Source organism: Streptomyces sp. NPDC020192, assembly GCF_044388685.1.
In the GTDB taxonomy this organism is placed as follows: Bacteria; Actinomycetota; Actinomycetes; order Streptomycetales; family Streptomycetaceae; genus Streptomyces.
In genome coordinates, this window is sequence record NZ_JBIRXG010000016.1 from 211,944 (window position 1) to 233,955 (window position 22,012).

The 22,012-nt window shown below is 69.7% G+C and carries 13 protein-coding genes and 2 pseudogenes; 10 read left to right on the forward strand and 5 right to left on the reverse strand.

Annotation, left to right across the window (positions count from 1 at the left end; all coding sequences use genetic code 11):
• Nucleotides 1–686: 686 nt before the first annotated feature.
• The 5 genes and pseudogenes from ACH47Z_RS29115 to ACH47Z_RS29135 form a co-directional block, all read right to left on the reverse strand.
• Nucleotides 687–2,657: a potassium transporter Kup gene (locus tag ACH47Z_RS29115; RefSeq protein WP_399078797.1), complete on the reverse strand. Its 1,971-nt coding sequence runs from the start codon at nt 2,655–2,657 to the stop codon at nt 687–689.
• A 381-nt stretch (nt 2,658–3,038) separates the two neighbouring features.
• Nucleotides 3,039–3,557 (reverse strand): hypothetical protein, encoded by a 519-nt coding sequence (locus ACH47Z_RS29120; protein ID WP_399078798.1) that lies wholly within the window; start codon nt 3,555–3,557, stop codon nt 3,039–3,041.
• Between the two features lie 114 nt (nt 3,558–3,671).
• A complete protein-coding gene (locus ACH47Z_RS29125) occupies nt 3,672–5,630 on the reverse strand; it encodes an amino acid transporter (RefSeq protein WP_399078800.1) in 1,959 nt (652 codons plus the stop codon).
• 217 nt (nt 5,631–5,847) lie between these two features.
• The gene (locus ACH47Z_RS29130; protein WP_399078802.1) at nt 5,848–6,006 is read right to left on the reverse strand and encodes a hypothetical protein; all 159 of its coding nucleotides are present in this window, start codon (nt 6,004–6,006) and stop codon (nt 5,848–5,850) included.
• Between the two features lie 819 nt (nt 6,007–6,825).
• Nucleotides 6,826–7,749, reverse strand: a pseudogene (locus tag ACH47Z_RS29135) (HAD-IC family P-type ATPase); the annotation flags it as partial.
• A 664-nt stretch (nt 7,750–8,413) separates the two neighbouring features.
• On the opposite strand from ACH47Z_RS29135, the gene ACH47Z_RS29140 reads away from it, so the two are divergent.
• The 10 genes and pseudogenes from ACH47Z_RS29140 to ACH47Z_RS29185 form a co-directional block, all read left to right on the forward strand.
• Nucleotides 8,414–9,784, forward strand: a complete 1,371-nt coding sequence (locus ACH47Z_RS29140) for a hypothetical protein (RefSeq protein ID WP_399078804.1) — start codon at nt 8,414–8,416, stop codon at nt 9,782–9,784.
• A 184-nt stretch (nt 9,785–9,968) separates the two neighbouring features.
• Nucleotides 9,969–12,467 carry an ATP-binding protein gene (locus ACH47Z_RS29145; protein ID WP_399078806.1) on the forward strand — a complete coding sequence of 833 codons (2,499 nt, stop codon included), beginning with the start codon at nt 9,969–9,971 and terminating at the stop codon, nt 12,465–12,467.
• 5 nt (nt 12,468–12,472) lie between these two features.
• The gene (locus ACH47Z_RS29150) at nt 12,473–13,270 is read left to right on the forward strand and encodes a DUF4118 domain-containing protein (protein WP_399078843.1); all 798 of its coding nucleotides are present in this window, start codon (nt 12,473–12,475) and stop codon (nt 13,268–13,270) included.
• A gap of 842 nt (nt 13,271–14,112) precedes the next feature.
• Nucleotides 14,113–15,954, forward strand: coding sequence for an APC family permease (locus ACH47Z_RS29155; RefSeq protein WP_399078808.1), 1,842 nt, complete (start codon nt 14,113–14,115; stop codon nt 15,952–15,954).
• A gap of 258 nt (nt 15,955–16,212) precedes the next feature.
• The gene (gene kdpF, locus ACH47Z_RS29160; RefSeq protein ID WP_067057375.1) at nt 16,213–16,302 is read left to right on the forward strand and encodes a K(+)-transporting ATPase subunit F; all 90 of its coding nucleotides are present in this window, start codon (nt 16,213–16,215) and stop codon (nt 16,300–16,302) included.
• A gap of 8 nt (nt 16,303–16,310) precedes the next feature.
• Nucleotides 16,311–17,975: a potassium-transporting ATPase subunit KdpA gene (gene kdpA, locus ACH47Z_RS29165; protein ID WP_399078810.1), complete on the forward strand. Its 1,665-nt coding sequence runs from the start codon at nt 16,311–16,313 to the stop codon at nt 17,973–17,975.
• Nucleotides 17,972–20,101 (forward strand): potassium-transporting ATPase subunit KdpB, encoded by a 2,130-nt coding sequence (kdpB, locus tag ACH47Z_RS29170; RefSeq protein ID WP_399078813.1) that lies wholly within the window; start codon nt 17,972–17,974, stop codon nt 20,099–20,101. Before kdpA ends, kdpB begins: the two co-directional genes overlap by 4 nt.
• A 5-nt stretch (nt 20,102–20,106) precedes the next feature.
• Entirely contained in the window at nt 20,107–20,814 is a 708-nt protein-coding gene (locus ACH47Z_RS29175) for a potassium-transporting ATPase subunit C (protein WP_399078815.1), read from the forward strand.
• Between the two features lie 133 nt (nt 20,815–20,947).
• Nucleotides 20,948–21,631 carry a response regulator gene (locus ACH47Z_RS29180; protein ID WP_399078817.1) on the forward strand — a complete coding sequence of 228 codons (684 nt, stop codon included), beginning with the start codon at nt 20,948–20,950 and terminating at the stop codon, nt 21,629–21,631.
• A gap of 1 nt (nt 21,632) precedes the next feature.
• Nucleotides 21,633–22,012 (forward strand): annotated as a pseudogene (locus tag ACH47Z_RS29185) (histidine kinase); the annotation flags it as partial.

The window sequence follows — 22,012 nt, forward strand, 5'->3', positions numbered from 1 at the left end:
TGGCATTGGTGCACCTTCATACCGCGGCGCTTCGACGGAGGGGCGCAGTACCTCGCACAGTCTCAGCGGCACAGCCTGCGGCCGCGTAGCCTGTGGTCAGGGCATCGATCGCGACCATCGCGCGTCTGACGCACAGCTGTGGCGATGACGCACGTATGACGCACGAGCCCCTCTGAGGGGTCTGCCTTTCGCCCTCAAAACCGCCTCTGACCTGCATGTTTCTTGGGGCGGGCCAAACTGCACATCTTCCCGATGACGCATCACGTGGAGTGCGTGGCGATTCTGGAGCCCGCGGCAAAGGGGCTCTGACCTGCGGTTCCGGTCAGTGACGGGGAGGCGGGCGCATGGTGCCCCCGGTCTTCGCAGGGTCCGCGCAAGGCAGCCCTGACGCTCATGTGACGCTCACTCTGATGGAGCGTCAGCTTGTGTATGAGGCCGGGGTGCGGTTCGTGTGCGTCGAGTCGTACGGAGTGCGGCAACGGGCACCCATAGGCAACGGGCACCCATTTCAAGAGGCGACCCGGGGCATGCTTGCCGGGGCTCGCCTTCACCGTCTACTGCCTCGCTCGGTGGGTATGCCGTCGTCCGCGCGGCAGAAGCGGGCAGCGACGAAACCGGACCCGAAGAACCTGGTGCGTAGTGCACCTCAGGCCCGCTCCGCCGGGCGATCAGCGGCCGGAGCGCGTCTACACCTCGATGTGTGAGCCCATAATGACCGTGCGGCCGCGGGGAAGGCCGAAGTACTCGGCGGCGTCGGCGGTGATGTAGGAGGTGGCGATGAACAGCCGCTTGCGCCAGGGCGCCATGGTCGGTGACGTGCCGCGCCGAAGATCGATCTTCGACAGGAAGTAGGACGCCTGGTCGAGGTGCAACGGTCCTTCGGTCTGGGCCGGGGTGAGCATGGCCAGGGTGCTGGGTACGTCCGGTGTCTCCATGTAGCCGAACCGGGCGGTGACGTGGATGATCCCGTCGTCGGCGTAGCCGAGGTCGTCGACGACGATCCGCTGGTCGGCCGGGACGCGGGGCACGGGCTCTGTCTCGAGCGAGAGGATCACGACCTGGTCGTGGCGCACGTGGTTGTGCTCGACGTTGGCCCGCATGGCCAAGGGAGCAGTCTGCTTGCCCCGGTTGAGGAACACGGCCGTGCCCGGGATCCGGAGCGTCGCCACCTTCTCTGAGCGGAGGTCTTCGATGAACTCGGGGAGCGGTCCCTCGAGTTGTGCCCGTTCGGCGGTGACGATCTCGCGGCCGCGTTGCCAGGTCGTCATGACGGTGAACGCGGTGATGCCGATCAGCAGCGGCAGCCACGCGCCGTGGACGAGCTTGGTCATGTTGGCCGCCACGAACAGCAGGTCCACGAAGAGCAATACGGTGGCGCCGGTGGCGACCAGCCACCTGGGCGTGCCCCATTTCGCGCGGGCGACGTAGAAGAACAGCAGGGTGGAGATGGTGATGGTGCCGGTGACCGCCATGCCGAACGCGAAGGCCAGGGCCGCGGAGCTGCGGAAGGCGAAGACCAGGGTGAGCACCGAGACCATCAGCAGCCAGTTGATCCAGGGCACGTAGATCTGGCCGATGGTGGATTCGGAGGTGTGCGCGATCCGCAGCCTCGGCAGGTAGCCGAGTTGGGCGGCCTGGGAAGTGACCGAGTACGCGCCGGTGATCACGGCCTGCGAGGCGATCACCGTGGCCGCCGTGGCCAGCACGACCATTGGCAGGCGTCCCCAGCCGGGCGTGAGCAGGAAGAACGGACTGCTGATGTTGTGCGGACCGGCGAGGATCAGCGCGCCCTGCCCGAAATAGCTCAGGATGCAGGCGGGGAAGACGAGGAACAGCCAGGCCCGGGTGATCGCCCGGCGGCCGAAGTGCCCCATGTCGGCATACAGCGCCTCGGCGCCGGTGACCGCCAGCACGACCGCGGCCAGGGCGAAGAAGGCGGTGCCGAAATGGCCGAACAGGAAGCCCAGGGCGTACGTCGGTGACAGTGCCTTGAGGATGGCCGGGTGGTCGGCGATGCCGGCGACACCGCAGGCGCCGATGGCGACGAACCAGGCGATCATGACCGGTCCGAACACCCGGCCCACCGCCGCGGTTCCCCTGCGCTGCACCAGGAACAGCAGCACGATGATCACCGCGGTGATGGGCACGACCGCGCTCTCCAGCGACGGCTGGACGACCTTGAGTCCTTCGACCGCGGACAGGACCGAGATCGCCGGCGTGATCATGCTGTCGCCGAAGAACAGGGACGCGCCGAAGATGCCCAGCGCGGTCAGTACGGCGGCGGTCCGTCCGGCCGGCCGCGAGGTCCATCGCCGTACGAGGGTGATCAGCGCCATGATGCCGCCCTCGCCGTCGTTGTCGGCGCGCATCGCCAGCAGCACATAGGTCACCAGCACGATGATCACGACCGACCAGAACACCAGGGACACCACCCCGTACACGTTCTGCGTGGTGACCGGAACCGGGTGCGGGTCGCCCGGGTTGAACACGGTCTGGAGGGTGTAGATCGGGCTGGTCCCGATGTCACCGAAGACCACCCCCAGGGCGCCGATCACCAGTGCGAGACGTGCCGTGTCGTGAGCGCTCGCGCGACGAGCCTCCGGCGCCTGCGATGGGAACCCGTCGTCCGGTGCGGCACCCTGTCGGTGGTCGGCCATCCGGTCCTCCTCCTTGCGGGCCGCTGTGCGGAAGGCCCGGCGCGTCGGACAATACCGATCATCAGCGCGAATACCGGTAGGTGGGGCCGGGTCGCTTCGACTCAAGGGTGTCTGCGTGCTGTGGACCTCCACGGCGCCTCGAGGTCTTGGGGCCGGCCGACGCCCCTGCCTCGTCCCGATCCGCCTGATGCTCCTGGGTCCGACCGGTGCCGTGCCCTTCCGTTCGCAATAACCGGGAGTCTCCACCGGCACGGTCTTGCTACCCCTCGCCACGGGTATGACGCCCCACGGTCTGCGCCACTCGTACCGCACCCACATGGAGCACTTCGGCACCCAGAAGGTTATGGCGGTGGTATGACCGGGCCGTGCTCGCGCCTGAGGTCAGGAAAGTCCCGACGCGCGGAGCACCGCCTGCACCGTCTCCTCGTCGATGTCGTGGCCGAGCTGTTCGAGGACCTCCGCTCCCTGGCGCAGCGTGCCACGCGCCAGCGAGCGGTGGACGCCTGTGTCGAGTTCGTGCCACAGCAGGGGGTTGGCGGTGAGGATGCGTGGGTCGAGTTCCAGGCGGTGGCCGTAGACGTCACGTAGGACAAGGTGTGAGGAGGGGCCGTCGTACTGACGTACGGCTGCCAGTGCGTCCGTGCGGATCATGTGCCGACGCCAAGGTGTGCGGACCGCGAGCCAGCCGGGACCCGCGCTCACCCGGTGGGGAAGGAGGACGGTGCCCACGGCGGACGAGAGGGCTGTCCAGAGCAGGGCGCGCAGGGGGGTCAGGCTTCCAGCGTCCCAGTCGACGAGGAGGCTCAGGGCGCAGAACAGCAGAGCGCAGCTCAGCGCGAGCCGGGCGCTGCCACGCCAGTGGCGGTCGCCGGCCGAGCCTGGCGGTCCGCTCCGTCGCATGACGCCGACGCTAGGCGGCCGTGCGGGGTGCGACGACCGCTGCTTACGCGCTCCTAGCGCCGAACGGGTGAATCCTGACGGATTCCTAACGCGGACGGCGGACGGGTCCGGTTCTCAGCCGGTGTGTACGCGAGGGCGTCGGGCGCGGTTCGGTTCCGCCTCGCGCAGGACCTCTCGGGTGACCGGGGCGACCTCGCCCTGGCCGAAGAGGAAGAAGCGCAGGAAGTTGGCGAAGGGACCGCCCTCGGTCCATTCGAAGTAGATGTGCGGGGTGCAGCCCGTCATGTCCCGGGCGTGCAGGAGAAGGGCCGCGAGGGCGTTGGAGATGGAGGCGGACTCCAGGGTGAGCACGCGGTAGCGGTTGTGCAGGACCTCGCCGCGTACGGTCAGTCCGGCCTCGAACTCGGAGGGGTCGGTGACGGTGACCTCGACGAAGACGAAGTCCTCCTGCTCGGGCAGGTCGTTGTCGGCGCGGATCTGCTCGATCTTGTCACGGTACTGGGCCTTGTCGCGGTGCCCGGGCTCGTTGGCGATGAATCGCATCTTCCGGCTGGCCATGTCCCGGACGAACCGTTCCGCCATCGGGTCGAGCGTCACACTGGTCACGCGCAGTTCGAAGGCACGGGCCAGGCGGGACAGCAGCGAGACCAGGATGATGCCGGCGATGAAACAGGCACCGATCTTCACGCCGTCCGGGCGTTCGATGACGTTCATGACGGTCGTGTAGAGGAACACCGCCGAGATCACGCCGAACCCGATGGTCCACTTGCGCTGCCCGGCCTTGTGCGCGGCGATGGTCACCGCGATCGCGGCCGAGCTGATCAGTACCAGCACGCCGGTGGCGTATGCGCCGCCCTGCGCGTCGACGTTGGCGTCGAAGAGCCAGGTGACCAGGAAGGCGATGAGCGTGAAGACGATGACCATCGGGCGCACGGCGCGGGCCCAGTGCGGGGCCATGCCGTAGCGGGGCAGATAGCGGGGCATCAGGTTGAGTAGACCGGCCATGGCGGAGGCGCCGGCGAACCACAGGATGGCGATCGTCGAGACGTCGTAGACCGTGCCGAAGGCGCCGCCGAGGTACTCGTGCGCGAGGTAGGCGAGCGCGCGGCCGTTGGCCGGGCCACCCGTTTTGAACTCGTTCTCCGGAATGAGCAGCGTGGTGATGAAGCTGGTGGTGATCAGAAACGCGCTCATGATGACCGCGGCCGTGGTGAGCAGCTTCTTGGTGTCGCGGATCCGGCCGGTCGGCTTCTCCTCGGTGTCGTCCGGGTCGCCCTGGACGTGGGGCATGACGGCGACGCCGGTCTCGAAGCCGGACAGGCCGAGCGCCAGTTTGGGGAAGACGATCAGCGCCAAGCCGATCATGACGAAGATGTTGCCGTGCTGCGCGGTCAGCGCGCTGGACCAGTCGGTGATCACATGTCCGGCGGTGATCACGTGATAGAGGCCGACGATCACCACGACGACGTTGAGGGCCAGGTAGATGCCGACCAGCGCCGTCGCGACGCCGATCGCCTCCAGGAAGCCCTTGAGGAACACCGCGCCCAACAGCGCCACCAGTATCAGGGTGATCAGCATCTGCTGGCCGTGCAGTGCGCTCGTCAGATGCGGGTTCTCCACCAGGTGGGTGGAGGCGTCGGCGGCCGAGAGGGTGATGGTGATCAGGAAGTCGGTGGCGGCGAAGCCCAGCAGCGTGAGCACGAAGAGCTTGCCCTGCCAGAAGGACAGCAGCCGCTCCAGCATGGCGATCGAACCCTCGCCGTGCGGGCTCTCCTCGGCGACGCGGCGGTACACCGGAAGCGCGCCGGCCAGGGTGACGATGACAAGGACGATGGTGGCGATCGGCCCCAGCAGCCCCGCCGCGAGCGCCGCGATGCCCGGCTGGTAGCCGAGGGTCGAGAAGTAGTCGACACCCGTCAGGCACATCACCCGCCACCAGCGTTGCCCCTGGTGCGGGGGTTCGGGTTCGGCGTGGGGCTCCGGGTGGCCGCCGTTCTTGCCCATGTCGGACAGGCCCTCCAGCATCCACGTCCGCAGGCGGCTGGTACTGGGAGGGTGTTCGGTGGTGGCCATCGACGCGCTCTCCTGATGTGGGGCTCAGCGTGGGGTTTCGGCCATCACACGGACGGCCGCACCAGCGTAAGCGGAGAGTGACAGCTGAGCCCACGGATCATCTCGCCGGAGGGCGTCAATCTTCCGTTAAGACCAGGGGGGTGAACGCTGCCCGCACATCAAGGTCTGAGGCTTCCCCTTGCCCGGAGAGCGACTGCGCCCTACCGGGGAGGGCGCGTCAGGTGCCGAGGTTGCGCCGGCTCCCCACCGGGCTGCCGACGGCGTAGTGGACGTCTTCGCGGACCAGCCGGAAACCGGCGTGCCAGGCCATGCGGCCGGGGGCGGTGTGGACGGCCACGTCCTCGTAGCGGGTGCCGCGGAAGTAGGTGCAGGCCACCGCCTGGATGCGTCCCGTACGGCCTACTGCGGCCTACTGCGGCCCACGCGTGCCCCGAGGCGGCGAGACCGCGCGGTCCGCCCCAGCTGGCCGAGAGCCAGGACGCGTCCGGGCCGAGGACGCGCACGGCGTCGACGTCCGTCGGTTCCAGGCGCCGGACGTCACCGCGCGCGGGATACCGGCGGGCTGTGGTGCGGCTTGAAGCGTCCAGATCATGCGCTCCCACGGGGTGAGCCGGTCGAAGGCGGTTCCGAGGGCGGGCAGGAAGCGGGCCGGAGCCTGCACCCGGTTGCCGGCGAGCGGGGCGAGGAGGTCCGGCGTCAGCTCCTGAGGAGTGCCCCGCAGCACGGCGTGGCCCGCGCACGTGACGGCGACCGCGCTCGGCTGCACCGGCCGGTCGCCCCACCGCGCCCGATGCCCGTGGCCAGCACGTGTTCGCCGATCGTGGCGACGCCGGGTGAGCCGGTCGGAAACCAGCGGGCGAGCGCCCTTGGGTCCGGCGGCGATATCTGGATCATCAATGCCTCGCAGGTAAGGGATGGTACGGGGACCGGGTGGGCGACCAAGGGGTCACTGCCCCCGGTCACCCCCCTCGCTGGTGGCTCGTTCAGCTCTGGCCGGCCTTGTGGCCGTGGTTGGCCTTCTTCGTGCGGCGGGTCTTCTTCTTGCGGGCGCGCTTGGACATGGACAATTCCCTCTACGCTGAGCGTTCTCCAGGCGGCGCGGCGGACCAGCAGGTCAGCCAGCTTGTTGAGGCGCTTGATCGTGCGGCCCTCGGTGGCGGCCGGGGCCGGTTCGACGCGCTCGTCGCGGTCGTGACAGCGGGACGAAGGCGGCGGCCTCACGATTGCCGAGGGTGATGGTGCCGGTCTTGTCGAGCAGCAGGGTGTTCACGTCACCCGCCGCCTCCACCGCGCGGCCGGACATGGCCAGCACGTTGCGCTGCACCAGCCGGTCCATGCCGGCGATGCCGATCGCGGACAGCAGGGCGCCGATCGTCGTCGGGATGAGCGTGACCAGCAGCGCGACCAGCACGGCTGTGGACTGGGCGGCGCCCGCGTACTCGCCCCTCGGCTGCAGGGCGACCACCACCAGCAGAAAGATGATCGTGAGCGAGGCCAGCAGGATGTTCAGAGCTATCTGGTTCGGGGCCTTTTGCCGGGAGGCGCCTTCCACGAGCGCGATCATCCGGTCCAGGAAGCTGTGCCCGGGGCGTGCGCTGACTCGTACGACGATCCGGTCGGACAGCACCGTCGTACCGCCCGTGACCCCGCTGCGGTCTCCGCCGGCCTCCCGGATCACGGGAGCCGACTCGCCGGTGACGGCGGATTCGTCCACTGCCGCGACACCGTCGATGACATCGCCGTCCGCCGGGATCATCTCGCCCGCCTCGACCAGCACGACGTCCAGCGGTTTCAGATCGGCGGCGGCGACGGCCTCGGCCAGGTTGGCAAAGACGACTGTCAGCCAGAGCCAGAGACTGATGACCCAGGTGAAGACGGCCGGATGCAGTAACGCCGACAGCGTGGTGAGGACAGCGCCGACGGAGACGACGAAGAGTACGGGGTTCTTCACCAGGACGCGCGGGTGCCGTTTGCGCAGCGCCTCGGGGAAGGAACGGACGAGCTGGGCGGGCTCGAACAGCCCGCTCGGGGCGCGCCGCCTCGGCCTTCGCTCCGGTCCGGTCCGGGCTCCGCGCGCGGGGCGTGACGGTGGGGCCTTCTCGGGGGCAGCGGGAAGCATGGACACCTTCGTGTCTCGACGGATGACAGGGACGGAGGCGTGACGGGGACGTGGCCACGGGACCGTGCGGCGCCGGGGCCCCGGCGCCGCACGGCGGCGCACGGACGCCGGCACGGGACGACGTAAGACGTCGTGCGCGGGTGCCTGCCCCTCGGACACGCACCGGACCGCCTTCGCGCCGCTTCGGAGCGGGGACTCCTTCAGCCGTGGGGGCCGCTGACGTCCGCGGCCCCCTCGGCGGCCGACAGCGAATCTAGCCCCGTTCCCCTTCATGACCGCCCTGTTCGGCGGGGAATTTGCGGCACTCGTACGGCCCGTGCGGCGGCGCCGTCAAAGTGCCGTCAAACAAAGCCGAGAAACCATCAGGGACCCGTCAACGTCAGCCACCAGTGGCCGAATCCCGTCGCAGACTGATCACCAACGGGGGACGGGCGACCGTCCGTGGCGTGACGTTGGAGGGACCGTGACTCTCACGGCCGGATCAGCGCAGGGTCCTCGGACCGAGCAAGGAGCACCGCCACGGAGAGAGGTGGTCGCCCAGCCAGGGGGCAGCCCCGGACCGGGCCGGCGAGGGGGTTCGCGGACGGCAGGACCGGGTCCGGGGCTGCGCCTGTGGCGGCGGACCGGGGCCGCGCCGGCTCTGCGTCGCCGCTACTGGGCCACCGTGCCCGCACGGCTGCGCCTTCTGCGTGCGGCCACGGTCCTGCTCACCGCCGGTCTCGTCATACTCCTGCTGGTGGCCGGGCTCGCCGCCCTCGGCACCTGGAGCAGCGTGGCCGATCGCGACGCGCCCCGCACGACCAGCGCCGCCGACCTCGACCTGGCCCTGAACGACATGGACGCCCAGGCCGCCAACACCCTGCTGTCGAACGGCGATGCTGGTAAGGGGCGCCTGCAGACGCCCTATACAAAGGCCGTCGGTTTCTACGGCGATGCCCGGCGCCAGATCGGCCATGATCTGCGTACCCTCGCCGTCGCCGCGCAGGGCAGCCCGGCCGACGAGAAGACCGTGGAGTCGCTGACCGACGACTTCGCCGAATACCAGGAGCTGATCGGCCGGGCCCTGGAGAACGAGGGCCACCACGGCGGCAAACCGGCCGCCCTCGCCGACTACCGGCGCGCCACGGACCTGCTGCGCACCCAACTCCTGCCAGCCGCCGGCAATTTGGTGTCTTCCAACGATGCAGCCTTCGAAGCCGAGTACTCCTCGGCGGGCACCACCCTCTCCGCGCAGCTCGCCGCCGTGCTCGCCCTGGGTGTCCTGCTGCTGGCCGTGCTCGGCGTCCTGCAGTGGTACCTCGCGCGCAGCTTCCGGCGCATCCTCAACCCCGGTGTGCTGGCCGCCACCATCTGCACCCTGTTCGCGGTGGCACTCGGCTCCAAGGTGCTGTCCGCCTCCGCCGATCACCTGCGCGTGGCCAGGCACGATGCCTTCGACTCCGTCGTCGCCCTCTCCCGCGCCCGCGCCATCGCCTACGACGCCAACGCCGACGAGAGCCGCTACCTGCTCGACCCGCAGCGCCGCATCCAGTACGAGGACTCGTTCCTCGCCAAGTCCCAAGCGCTGTACGGTCTGAAGCGCGCCACGCTGTCGACGTACGACGACGAACTGGCCGCCACCTGGCGGGCGTACCGGGCCGACCACCACGACCTGCGCTTCACCGGCGAGTTCCGCCGCGAGCTGGACAACATCACCTTCCCAGGTGAGCGGGCCGCCGCTGAGAAGACGGTGGACACCTACGCCGTCTACCAGCGCGACGACCGAAGGATCCGCGCGCTGCTCGCGGCCGGCAAGGAGCGCGAGGCGGTCGAGTTCTGCATGGACTGGGCGCCGGGCACGTCCAACGCCCACTTCGGCGCGTGGATGGCCGCCCTGGACCGGGTGGTGGGCATCAACCGGGCCCACTTCACGTCCTCCGTCGACGGGGGCCGCTCAGCGCTGAACGGCCTGCTGCCCTGGGCGGGCGGCCTCCTGGGCGCGGCGATGCTCCTGGCCGTGCTGGGGCTGCGGCCACGGCTGGCCGAGTTCCGCTGAGCTGCCATAGGCAGCTGCCCTCACCCCATCGGGCCAGGGCACGTCAAGGCGGTGTCAAGGTCCCCGGCACCGCCGCCAAGAAGTCGCTAACACTCACGCCGAACGCTCCGTGAAGCGGCTTTCTTGGAGGAGGAACTTTCCCGAGAAGGGGAGTTGGATCAGTGAGCGGAGCGCGTCGACGGCGATGAGTGACGTACGGTCCGGACGACTGAAGGTCTACCTCGGGGCGGCCCCGGGGGTCGGCAAGACGTACCGGATGCTCGACGAGGGGCGGCGCCGCGCCGCCCGCGGCGCGGACGTGGTGGTGGGCTTCGTGGAGTGCCACGGGCGCCCGCACACGCAGGCAATGGTCGACGGCCTGGAGGTCGTCTCCCGGACCCGGTGCACCTATCGCGGCGGGGGCTTCGAGGAGATGGACCTGGCCGCGGTCCTCGGCCGCCGCCCGCAGGTGGCGATCGTGGACGAGTTCGCCCACAGCAACGTCCCCGGCGACGGACGCAACGCCAAGCGCTGGCAGGACATCGAGGCATTGCTCGACGCCGGCATCGACGTGATCACCGCGGTGAACATCCAGCATCTGGAGTCCCTCAACGACGTGGTCGAGAAGATCACCGGGGTGCCGCAGCACGAGACCGTGCCCGACGAGGTGGTCCGGCGGGCGTGGCAGATCGAGCTGGTGGACATGCCTCCCGAGGGCCTGCGCCGCCGTATGGCACACGGCAACATCTACGCCCCCGAGAAGATCGACGCCGCGCTCGCCAACTACTTCCGGCCCGGCAACCTCACCGCCCTGCGGCAGCTCGCGCTGCTGTGGGTGGCCGACCGGGTGGACGAGGCCCTGCAGGAGTACCGCTCGCAGCACGGCATCGGCGGGGTGTGGGAGACCCGGGAGCGGGTCGTCGTCGCCCTGACCGGTGGCCCGGAGGGGGACACCCTGGTCCGGCGGGCTGCCCGCATCGCCGACCGGTCGGCGGGCGGCGACCTGCTCGCCGTGCACGTGGCCCGCAGCGACGGCTTGGCCGGTGGGGTTTCGGCGGCCTCGCTGGCCCGGCAGCGCCGGCTCGTGGAGGACCTGGGCGGCAGTTACCACTCCGTGGTCGGCGACGACGTGGCTACCACCCTGGTGGAGTTCGCCCGGGCCGAGAACGCCACCCAGCTGGTGCTGGGCACCAGCAGGCGGGGACGGCTGGCGCGGTTCCTGACCGGGCCCGGCACGGGGGAGACAGTTACCGAGCTGTCCGGGGACATCGACGTGCACCGGGTCACCCACGAGCGGGCCGGGCGCGGCACCCTGCTGCCGTTCCGCCGTCGTACGCTGTCGACGGCCCGGCTGATCGCGGGCCCGGTGGCCGGACTGGTGCTGCCGGTCCTCCTCACCACGGTCCTGGCCCAATTGCGGGGCACGCTGAACCTGACCAGTGAGGCCCTGCTGTTCCTGCTGGCCGTGGTGGGCGTGGCCTGCATAGGCGGGGTCGCTTCCGCGGTGATCGCGTCGGTGACGGCGTCCCTGCTGCTCAACTACTGGTTCATCCCGCCCATCGGCGCCTTCACGCTGGACGATCCGAACGCATTGCTGGCCCTGGCGGTGTTCGCGGTCGTCGCGGCCACTGTCGCCGCGGTCGTCGACCGCTCGCTGCGCCTGGGCCGCCGTTCCGCCCGGGCGACCGCCGAGGCTGAGACCATGTCGTCCCTGGCCGGCAGTATCGTGCGCGGGGAAGCGACCATTCCGGCCCTGCTGGAGCGGACCCGCGAGACCTTCGGCATGGAGTCGGCGGACCTGGTGGACGAGCCACCGGACGCGACGGCCGGGGTGACGGCCGTAGCGGCGGGCCCCGGTGCCTATCTCGTGCTGCGCGGCCGTACTCTCTCCTCCTCCGAGCGGCGGGTGCTGGCCGCGTTCGCTGCGCACGTGGGCTCCGCGGTGGAGCGGGCACGGCTCGCTGAGGCGGCAGCTGAGGTGGAGCCGGTCAAGGCTGCCGACCGGCTGCGTACGGCCCTGCTGCGGGCCGTCGGCCACGACCTGCGCACCCCGCTCGCCGCCGGCTGGGCCGCGGTCACCTCCCTGCGCAGCCGGGACGTCGAGTTCTCCCTGGAAGACCGTGAGGAACTTCTGGCCACCGCCGACGAGTCCATGGCCAAGCTCAACCGGCTGGTGGAGAACCTTCTCGACCTCAGCCGGCTGGAGGCCGGCGCCCTTACGCTGAACCTGCGAGAGACCTCCTTGGAGGAGGTGCTGCCGATGGCACTGGCGGACGTGTCGGAGGTCGAGGTGGCGGACGTGGAGTACATCCCGGCGGTGCTGGCCGACCCGCCGCTGCTGGAGCGGGTGATCGCCAACCTGGTCGGCAACGCCGCCCGCCACAGCCCGCCCGGGAACCGGGTGCTGGTCACCGCGAGTGCCCTGGCGGGCCGGGTGGAGTTGCGGGTGGTGGACCGGGGGCCGGGGCTTCCGCCCGAGGGCCGGGAACGGCTCTTCGAGCCCTTCCAGCGACTCGGCGACACCGACAACACCACAGGACTCGGCCTTGGGCTGGCCCTCGCGCGGGGACTGACCGAGGCGATGAACGGCACCCTGAACCCCGAGGACACCCCCGGCGGCGGACTGACCATGGTCGTTTCGCTGCCGTTCGCGGCACGCACGGCGGGTGCCGAACCGACCGAGCAGAGCGTAGGAGGTGCGTGATGAGCATGGTGCACGGCACCTGGAAGCTGCACCGCACGCGAGGAAGCCAGTCTGCGCGGCCCTTGCCGCTGCGGGACCGGCTCGCCCTGACGGCTGGCCTGGCCGCCCCGTTCCTCGTGGCCCTGGCGCTCGTCCCGTTCCGTACGAGCCTCACGCACACGAACGCTGCCCTTGTCCTCGTCGTCGTGGTCGTCGCCGTGGCTGCCCTGGGCAGCCGTACGGCGGGTGCGGTCGCGGCACTGTCGGCGGCGGCCTGGTTCGACTTCTTCCTCACCCGGCCGTACGAGACCTTCGGCATCACCGCCTCGGCGGATATCGAAACGGCAGTGCTGTTGCTTGTCGTCGGCGTGATCGTCGCCCAGCTCGCGGCCTGGGCCCGTCGGCTGGAGGTCATGACGGTGACCGACGCGGACCACCTCGCGCGGATCCATCGGACGGCCGACCTCGTGCAGTCCGCCAACTCGGCGGACATCGTGGTCGACCACGTCCGAGGCGAGCTGACCGGCCTGCTCGGACTGCGCGCCTGCCGCTTCGAGTACGGCGCGCTCCTGGGCCGCCCGCCGCGCCTGGAGAAGGACGGCGGCGTGACGGTGGGCCGCCGCACCTGGAACCCGGACACCGACGGGTGGCCGGAGGGCGAGATCGAGCTGCGCGCGTACGGCAACGGCCACTACCTCGGCCGCTTCATGCTCACCCCCGGCCCGGGACCGGTGCCCCCGCTCCAGGCCCGGCTGGTCGCCGTCACCCTGGCCGACCAGACGGGTGCCGCACTGGACACGGCGGGACCAGTACGCGGGGGATGAGGCCGGGCATCGCGGTAACAGTACGGAGGCGATGAAGCCGGGCGCGCCGGATTCCCTGACCCATGACGGGCGTACAACCGCATCCGGCAAACCGCAGGGACTGAGTCGTTCTGGTCCAGGCCGGACGCCTTGAACACGGCCCGTGCCGTCTCGCGGTCCATGCGGATCGAAAGGCGGCGCAGCGCGGTCTGGCCGCACAGCAGCAGTCCGTCGTCCGCCGCCATCCGCGCGCCCTCGTTCAGGCGGAACCACAGGTGCGGGTTGCGGACGAGGACCTCGGGATCGATCTCCACACGGCCGCCCAGGGCGTCCCGCAGCAGTAGCCGCGGCGAGATGCCGTCCAGGCAGCGGACCGCCACCAGCAGGTCCGTCCGCACCCGTCGCTCGCACACCAGCCGGCGCGAGGCCAGCCAGTTCCCGCCGGCGGACACCCGGGCTGGATACAGCACGACGCAGAGCAGCCCCGCGAGCGCGACCCACAGGGCGGCGCGCCACAGGGCGATGCGGCCGGACCCCCGGTCGGTCAGGAACGGCAGGGTGAGCAGCGCGCCGGCGCAGCGGACGGCGCTCCACAACTCCCGCGTCCATTCCAGGTCGGTCGCCGCCTCACCTGACTCATCGGGGCGTCCCATGGAGCAGACGGTAACGACCTGCGGAATCGGAACCGCGGACCTTGATACGGCTCTGACGCCGGACAGCCGTCAAGATCGCGTCAAGCTCGGGCGGTTGGGCGCGAAGATGCCGCAAGGAACGGTCGGCCGCGGCGGGAAACGGCCGGAACCTGGGTGCACCCGCGTGCTTGGACCTTCGCGCGCGGCCGAACGAAGAAGGAGCACGCGCCCATGTCCGTTGTGACCACCGAGCAGCCGGATGCCGTCCCCGCCGGCGAGGAACCGCCCGACACCGAGGAACGGCACCGCCTGACCGCGGTCACGGGGCTCGCCGCACTGTCGCTGGACGCGATGGCGTCGGTGGCCTACGGGCCGGAGGCCATCGTCCTCGTGCTGGCCGCCGCGGGCGCCCACGGCCTCGGCTTCACGATGCCGGTGACCTTGGCCATCGCGGCCCTGCTCGCGGTGCTGGTGGCCTCCTACCGGCAGGTGATCGCCGCCTTCCCGGACGGCGGCGGCTCGTACGCCGTGGCGAAGACGCACCTGGGCGCGCGGACCAGCCTGGTGGCCGCCGCCTCGCTGGTGCTGGACTACGTACTCAACGTGGCGGTCGCCGTCACGGCAGGCGTGGCGGCCCTCACCTCCGCCTTCCCCTCCCTGTACAGCGACCGGCTGTGGCTGTGCCTGGCGGTGCTCGCGCTGATCACCGGCGTCAATCTGCGCGGGATCGTGGAGTCGGCGAAGGCGTTCATCGTGCCGACGGTCGTGTTCGTCGGCTCGATCTTCGTGCTGATCGGCGTCGGCCTGTTCCGCTCCCACCCCGTGAGCACGGTGACCGCGGCCGGGCACGCCTCGGTCCTCGCGGACAACGCCTCCACGGTGGGGGCGCTGCTTCTGCTGAAGGCATTTGCGTCCGGTTGCGCGGCGCTGACCGGCGTGGAGGCCATCGCCAACGCGGTCCCCTCGTTCCGGGTCCCTCGCGTGAAGCGCGCTCAGCGTGCGGAGGTCGCCCTGGGCACCGTCCTGGGCCTGATGCTGATCGGCCTGTCGGTGCTGATCGGCCGCTTCCATCTGCAGCCGGTCGAGGGTGTCACGGTCCTGGCCCAGCTCGCGGACGCCTCGCTCGGCCACAACTGGGCGTTCTACGTCATCCAGTTCGCGACGATGCTGCTGCTGGCACTCTCCGCGAACACCTCCTTCGGCGGGCTGCCGGTGCTGCTGAAGCTGCTCGCCCGTGACAACTACGCACCGCACGTGTTCGCGTTGAAGGCCGACCGCCAGGTGCACCGGCACGGTGTCCTCGCGCTGGCCGTCGTCTCCGCCGCGCTGTTGGTGTTCTCCGGCGGCGACACCAACACCCTGGTGCCGATGTTCGCCATCGGGGTCTTCGTCGGCTTCACGATCGCCCAGGTGGGCATGGTCCGGCACTGGCGGATCGAAAAGGGCCCCGGCTGGCGTGGGAAGGCGCTGCTGAACGGCTTCGGGGCCGTGCTCACGGGTGTCGCGACCGTTGTCGTCACCGCGAGTAAATTCATGGACGGCGCCTGGCTGATAGTCATCACTCTGCCGGTGCTGGTGGCCGCCTTCGAGATCGTGCACCGCGCCTACCGCAGGATCGGCGAGCGGCTCGGCCTCGGCCGTGTCCCGGAGGTCCCGCACCGCCAGCGGTCGCTGGTGATCGTCCCGGTGTCCACGCTGTCCCGGCTGACCTCGGAGGCGCTGACCGCGGCTGCCTCCCTCGGGGACGAGGTCCGCGCGGTGACCGTGTGCTACCCCGACCCCGAGGACCGGTCGCAGCTGCACATCTTGGAGCGTTCCTGGGCCGAGTGGGACCCCGGGGTCGAGCTGGTACGGCTGGCCTGTGCGCGGCGCAGCCTCGGTCGGCCCATCGCCGCCTACGTGCGCGAGGTCACCGCCGCAGAACCGTCCACACGGGTCACCGTGCTGATCCCGGAGGCCGAGCCCGAGCGGCTGTGGCAGCGGCTGCTGCAGAACCAGCGGGGCGCCGTCGTCGCGCACGCCGTGCGCCGGGAGACGGACGCCGTGATCTGTCGACTGCGCTTCCGGCTGTGAGCCAGGTCACCGACTGTCACAGCCGCCTACTGACCGGTACGAGTCAGGAGTCGTAAGGGCCCCGTCAAAGGTTCTGGGTCCGCCGTAAGAGGGCCGTCAACGGGCGACCAGAACCGGCCAGAGAGGCGCTTTCCTCGTACACGTCCGTTTCAACCGAACCTCACTCCAGGAGTTCGCGATGGCCGATCTGGCCTTCGTCGTCACCGTGCTCGCGGGTTTCGCGCTGGTGGCCCTTGTCGCCAAGGGGGTGACGAAGCTGTGACCGTCGAGAACATTGTCGGCCTGGTCGTGGCCGTCGCCCTGCTGGGCTATCTCGTCCTCGCCCTGATCTTCCCGGAGAGGTTCTGAGAACAGACATGGGTCCCGTACTTGCAGGCGTGCTCCAACTGCTCGCCCTGATAGGCGCGCTGGCGCTCGTCTACGTCCCCGTCGGCAACTACATGGCCAGGGTCTACTCCTCCAGCAGGCATCTGCGGGTGGAGAAGTGGATCTACAAGGGCATCGGTGCCGATCCCGACGCCGAGATGACCTGGCCCGCGTATCTGCGCGGTGTGCTGGCCTTCTCGGCCGTCAGCGTGCTGTTCCTGTACCTGCTGCAGCGGCTGCAGGGCGTCCTGCCGGGTTCGCTGCACTTCTCCTCCGTCAACCCGGCGCAGTCGTTCAACACGGCGGTGTCGTTCGTGACGAACACGAACTGGCAGTCGTACTCCGGCGAGCAGACCATGGGGCACGTCGTGCAGACCGCCGGTCTGGCCGTGCAGAACTTCGTCTCGGCGGCCGTCGGCATGGCCGTCGCGGTCGCGCTGGTGCGCGGTTTCGCGCGCTCGCGCACCGGTGAGCTGGGCAACTTCTGGTCCGACCTGGTGCGCGGCACGTTGCGCATTCTGGTGCCGATGTCGGTCGTCGCCGCGGTGATCCTCGTCGCCTGCGGTGCCATCCAGAACTTCTCCGGCATCCACGAGGTCGGCCAGTTCATGGGCGGCTCGCAGCAGTGGAACGGTGGCGCGGTCGCCTCTCAGGAGGCCATCAAGGAGATCGGCACCAACGGCGGCGGCTACTTCAACGCCAACTCCGCCCACCCCTTCGAGAACCCGACTCCGTTCACCAACCTCCTCGAGATCTTCCTGCTCCTGGTGATCCCGTTCGCCCTCACCCGCACGTTCGGTGTGATGGTCGGCAACGTGAAGCAGGGGTACGCCATCCTTGCCACGATGTTCACCATCTGGCTGGGCTTCACCGCGCTGATGATGTGGACCGAGTTCGCCCACCACGGCCCGGCGCTGCAGGCCGCGGGCGGCGCGATGGAGGGCAAGGAGACCCGGTTCGGTGTCGGCGCGTCCTCGATCTTCGCGGTGTCGACCACGCTGACCTCGACCGGTGCGGTGAACTCCTTCCACTCCTCCTTCACCGGTCTGGGCGGCGGCATCACCATGCTGAGCATGATGCTGGGCGAGATCGCGCCCGGTGGTACCGGCTCCGGCCTGTACGGCATGCTGATCATGGCGGTCATCGCGGTGTTCATCGCCGGTCTCATGGTCGGCCGTACGCCCGAGTACCTGGGCAAGAAGATCGGCGGCCGCGAGATGAAGCTCGCCGCCTGCTACATCCTCATCACCCCCGCCCTGGTGCTGGTGTTCACGGCCGCCTCGATGGCACTGCCGACCCCGCCGCACTCGATGCTCAACTCCGGCGCGCACGGGTTCTCCGAGGTCCTGTACGCCTTCACCTCGGCGTCGAACAACAACGGCTCGGCCTTCGCGGGCCTGAACGCGAACACCGACTGGTACAACACCATGACCGGACTCGCGATGCTGCTCGGCCGCTTCCTGCCGATGGTGTTCGTGCTGGCGCTGGCCGGCTCGCTCGCCGAGCAGAAGCCGGTCCCGGTCACCGCGGGCACCCTGCGCACCGAGAAGCCGCTGTTCACCGGCCTGCTGGTGGGCGCGATCCTGATCATCACCGGTCTTACGTACTTCCCGGCGCTGGCGCTGGGTCCGCTGGCCGAGGGGCTGGCGTCATGACCACCCGAACGGAAAACCACGAGGACGCGATGTCCACTCCCACCCTTGCGCCCCACCAGGACGCACCCACCGGGCACAAGCCCGACGAGGGCCGTGTCGGAGCGGGCCTCTTCGACCCCAAGGCGCTGCTCAGGTCGCTGCCGGACGCGTTCCGCAAGCTCGACCCGCGGGTGATGGTCAAGTCACCCGTGATGTTCGTGGTGTGGATCGGCTCTGTGCTGACCACGGTTTTCTCCTTCCAGCACCCGGGCGACTGGTTCGGCTGGACCATCAGCGCCTGGCTGTGGCTGACGGTGATCTTCGCCAACCTCGCGGAGGCGGTCGCCGAGGGCCGGGGCAAGGCGCAGGCCGACACCCTGCGCAAGGCCAAGACCGACACCGTCGCCCGGCGGCTCCTCACGGACGGCTCCGAGGAGCAGGTTCCCGGCACCGTGCTGACCATCGGCGACCTGGTGGTCTGCGAGGCCGGCGACATCATCCCCGGTGACGGCGACGTCGTCGAGGGTGTCGCCTCGGTCGACGAGTCGGCCATCACCGGCGAGTCCGCCCCCGTCATTCGCGAGTCCGGCGGTGACCGGTCCGCGGTGACCGGTGGCACGAAGGTGCTGTCCGACCGGATCGTCATCAAGATCACGACGAAGCCCGGTGAGACGTTCATCGACCGGATGATCAACCTGGTCGAGGGCGCCGCCCGGCAGAAGACGCCCAACGAGATCGCACTGAACATCCTGCTGGCCTCGCTGACCATCGTCTTCCTGCTGGCCTGTGCCACCCTGCCGCCGCTCGCCACCTACGCGGGCACGCACCTGACCATGATCGTGCTGGTGGCCCTGCTGGTCTGTCTGATCCCGACCACGATCGGCGCCCTGCTGTCCGCGATCGGCATCGCGGGCATGGACCGCCTCGTCCAGCGCAATGTGCTGGCCATGTCCGGGCGCGCGGTCGAGGCCGCCGGTGACGTCTCCACCCTGCTGCTGGACAAGACCGGCACCATCACCCTCGGCAACCGGCAGGCCGCCGAGTTCGTGCCGGTCAGGGGCACCACCGAGGCGGAGGTCGCGGACGCGGCCCAGCTGTCCTCGCTGGCCGACGAGACGCCCGAGGGCCGCTCGATCGTCGTACTCGCCAAGGAGAAGTACGGGCTGCGCGAGCGCCACCAGGGCGAGCTGGCCGGCGCTGAGTGGATCGAGTTCACCGCCCAGACCCGCATGTCGGGTGTGGACGTCGACGGCCGGAAGATCCGCAAGGGTGCCACGGCCTCGGTCATCGCCTGGGTCGAGGAGCGCGGCGGCGCGGTCGCCGGGGACGCGGACGGCATGGCCAACCGGATCTCCGAGGCCGGCGGCACGCCGCTGCTGGTCGCCGTCCACGACGACAAGGGCGCCCGGGTGCTGGGTGTCATCCACCTCAAGGACGTCGTCAAGGAGGGCATGCGGGAGCGGTTCGAGGAACTGCGCCGCATGGGCATCAAGACGGTCATGATCACGGGTGACAACCCGCTGACCGCCAAGGCGATCGCGGAGGAGGCCGGCGTGGACGACTTCCTCGCCGAGGCCACCCCCGAGGACAAGATGGCCCTCATCAAGCGGGAGCAGGCGGGCGGCAAGCTGGTCGCGATGACGGGCGACGGCACCAACGACGCCCCGGCACTCGCCCAGGCGGACGTCGGCGTGGCCATGAACACCGGTACGTCGGCCGCCAAGGAGGCCGGCAACATGGTCGACCTCGACTCCAACCCGACCAAGCTCATCGAGATTGTCGAGATCGGCAAGCAACTCCTCATCACACGCGGTGCGTTGACGACGTTCTCCATCGCCAACGACGTCGCCAAGTACTTCGCGATCATCCCGGCGCTCTTCGCGGCGGTCTACCCGGGCCTGGACAAGCTCAACATCATGCACCTGTCCTCGCCGAACTCCGCGATCCTGTCAGCGGTCATCTTCAACGCGCTGATCATCATCGCGCTGGTGCCGCTGTCCCTGAAGGGCGTGCGCTACCGGCCGATGAGCGCCGACAAGATGCTCCGCCGCAACCTCGGAATCTACGGCATCGGCGGACTGATCGCCCCGTTCATCGGCATCAAGCTCATCGACCTGCTCATCTCCCTCATCCCCGGAATCGGCTGATCGCCATGAACAACTCCGTTACGAACACCGTCCGGTTGCTCGGGGCGGGCCTGCGGGCCCTGCTCGTGCTGACCCTGGTGACGGGCGTCATCTACCCGCTGGTCGTCACCGGCATCGCCCAGGCCCTGTTCAACAGCAAGGCGAACGGCTCGGAGATCAAGGCGGACGGCAAGGTCGTCGGCTCGTCTCTCATCGGGCAGTCGTACAACCTGCCGCTGAAGAAGGGCCAGGACACCCCGGACCCGGACCTGAAGTGGTTCCAGGGCCGTCCGGCCAACGGCCTCGGCGCCAACAGTGTCAACACGCGGTACCACCTGATCGTGTCCGGGGCCACCAACCTGTCCGCCGACAGCGGTGCGGTGAAGGGCAAGTGCCCGGACAAGCCCGCGGACAAGACGCTCTGCGCACAGGTACTCGCCGCCAGGGCCGCCGTCGTCATGGACAACTCGGTCCCCGGCTACACCGTCAAGCCGGCCGACGTCCCCGCCGACGCCGTCACCTCCTCCGGCTCCGGACTGGACCCGGCCATCTCCCCGGAGTACGCCGAACTCCAGGTGCACCGCGTCGCCGCGAAGAACGGGCTGTCCGTCGCCCAGGTCGAGAAGCTGGTCAAGGAGCACACCCAGGGCCGCACCCTCGGCTTCATCGGCGAGCCCCAGGTGAACGTCCTGGAACTCAACATCGCGCTCAAGGACCTCGTGGCGAAGAAGTGACGGCCTTACGCGATCCACACGGGAGTCGGCGGTCCGGGAGGCATCCCGGGACCGCCGGCTCCCGCAGCCGTGAAGTCGGCCGCCCCGCTTCCCGTGCCCACGGCCCGACACATGACAGGAGAGGCACACACCCATGACCAGGGTGCTCGTGGTGGAGGACGACCCGCAGCTCGTGCGGGCCCTCGTCATCAACCTGCAGGCACGTCACTACGGTGTGGACGCCGCCCCCGACGGCGCCACGGCCCTCCGGCTCGCCGCCGCGCGCCAGCCCGACGTGGTCCTGCTCGACCTCGGCCTGCCCGACATGGACGGCGTCGACATCATCAAGGCGCTGCGCGGCTGGAGTCGCGTACCGATCATGGTGCTGTCCGCCCGCCAGGCGTCCGACGAGAAGGTCGCCGCGCTCGACGCCGGCGCCGACGACTACGTCACCAAGCCCTTCAGCATGGACGAGCTGCTGGCCCGGCTGCGGGCCGCCGTCCGCCGTACCGAGGACACCCCGCTCGTCCCCGAGACGACGCTGGTCGAGACGGAGCACTTCAGCATCGACCTGCTCGCCAAGAAGGTCCTGCGGGACGGGAAGGACGTCCGGCTGACGCCGACCGAATGGCACCTGCTGGAGATCCTGGTGACCAACCCCGGCCGCCTGATCACGCAGAAGCAGCTGCTCCAGGAGGTCTGGGGCGTCTCGCAGAGCAACAAGACCAACTACCTGCGGGTCTACATGGCGCAGTTGCGCAGGAAGCTGGAGACGGACCCCTCCCACCCCCGCTATCTGATCACCGAGCCCGGCATGGGCTATCGCTTCGAAGGATGACATGGCACGCGGCAAGCTCCGGATCTACCTCGGCGCGGCACCCGGCGTCGGCAAGACGTATGCGATGCTGTCGGAGGCACACCGCCGTATCGAGCGGGGCACCGACTGTGTCGTGGCCTTCGTCGAACACCATCACCGGCCGCGCACGGAGGTGATGCTCCACGGCCTGGAACAGGTGCCGCGCAAGGAGATCGAGTACCGGGGCGGCGCCTTCACCGAGATGGACGTCGACGCCGTACTGCGGCGCGCTCCGGCCGTCGCCCTGGTGGACGAGCTGGCCCACTCGAACGTCCCCGGCTCGCGCAACGCCAAGCGCTGGCAGGACGTGGAGGAGCTGCTCGCCGCCGGGGTCGACGTGGTCTCGACCGTCAACATCCAGCA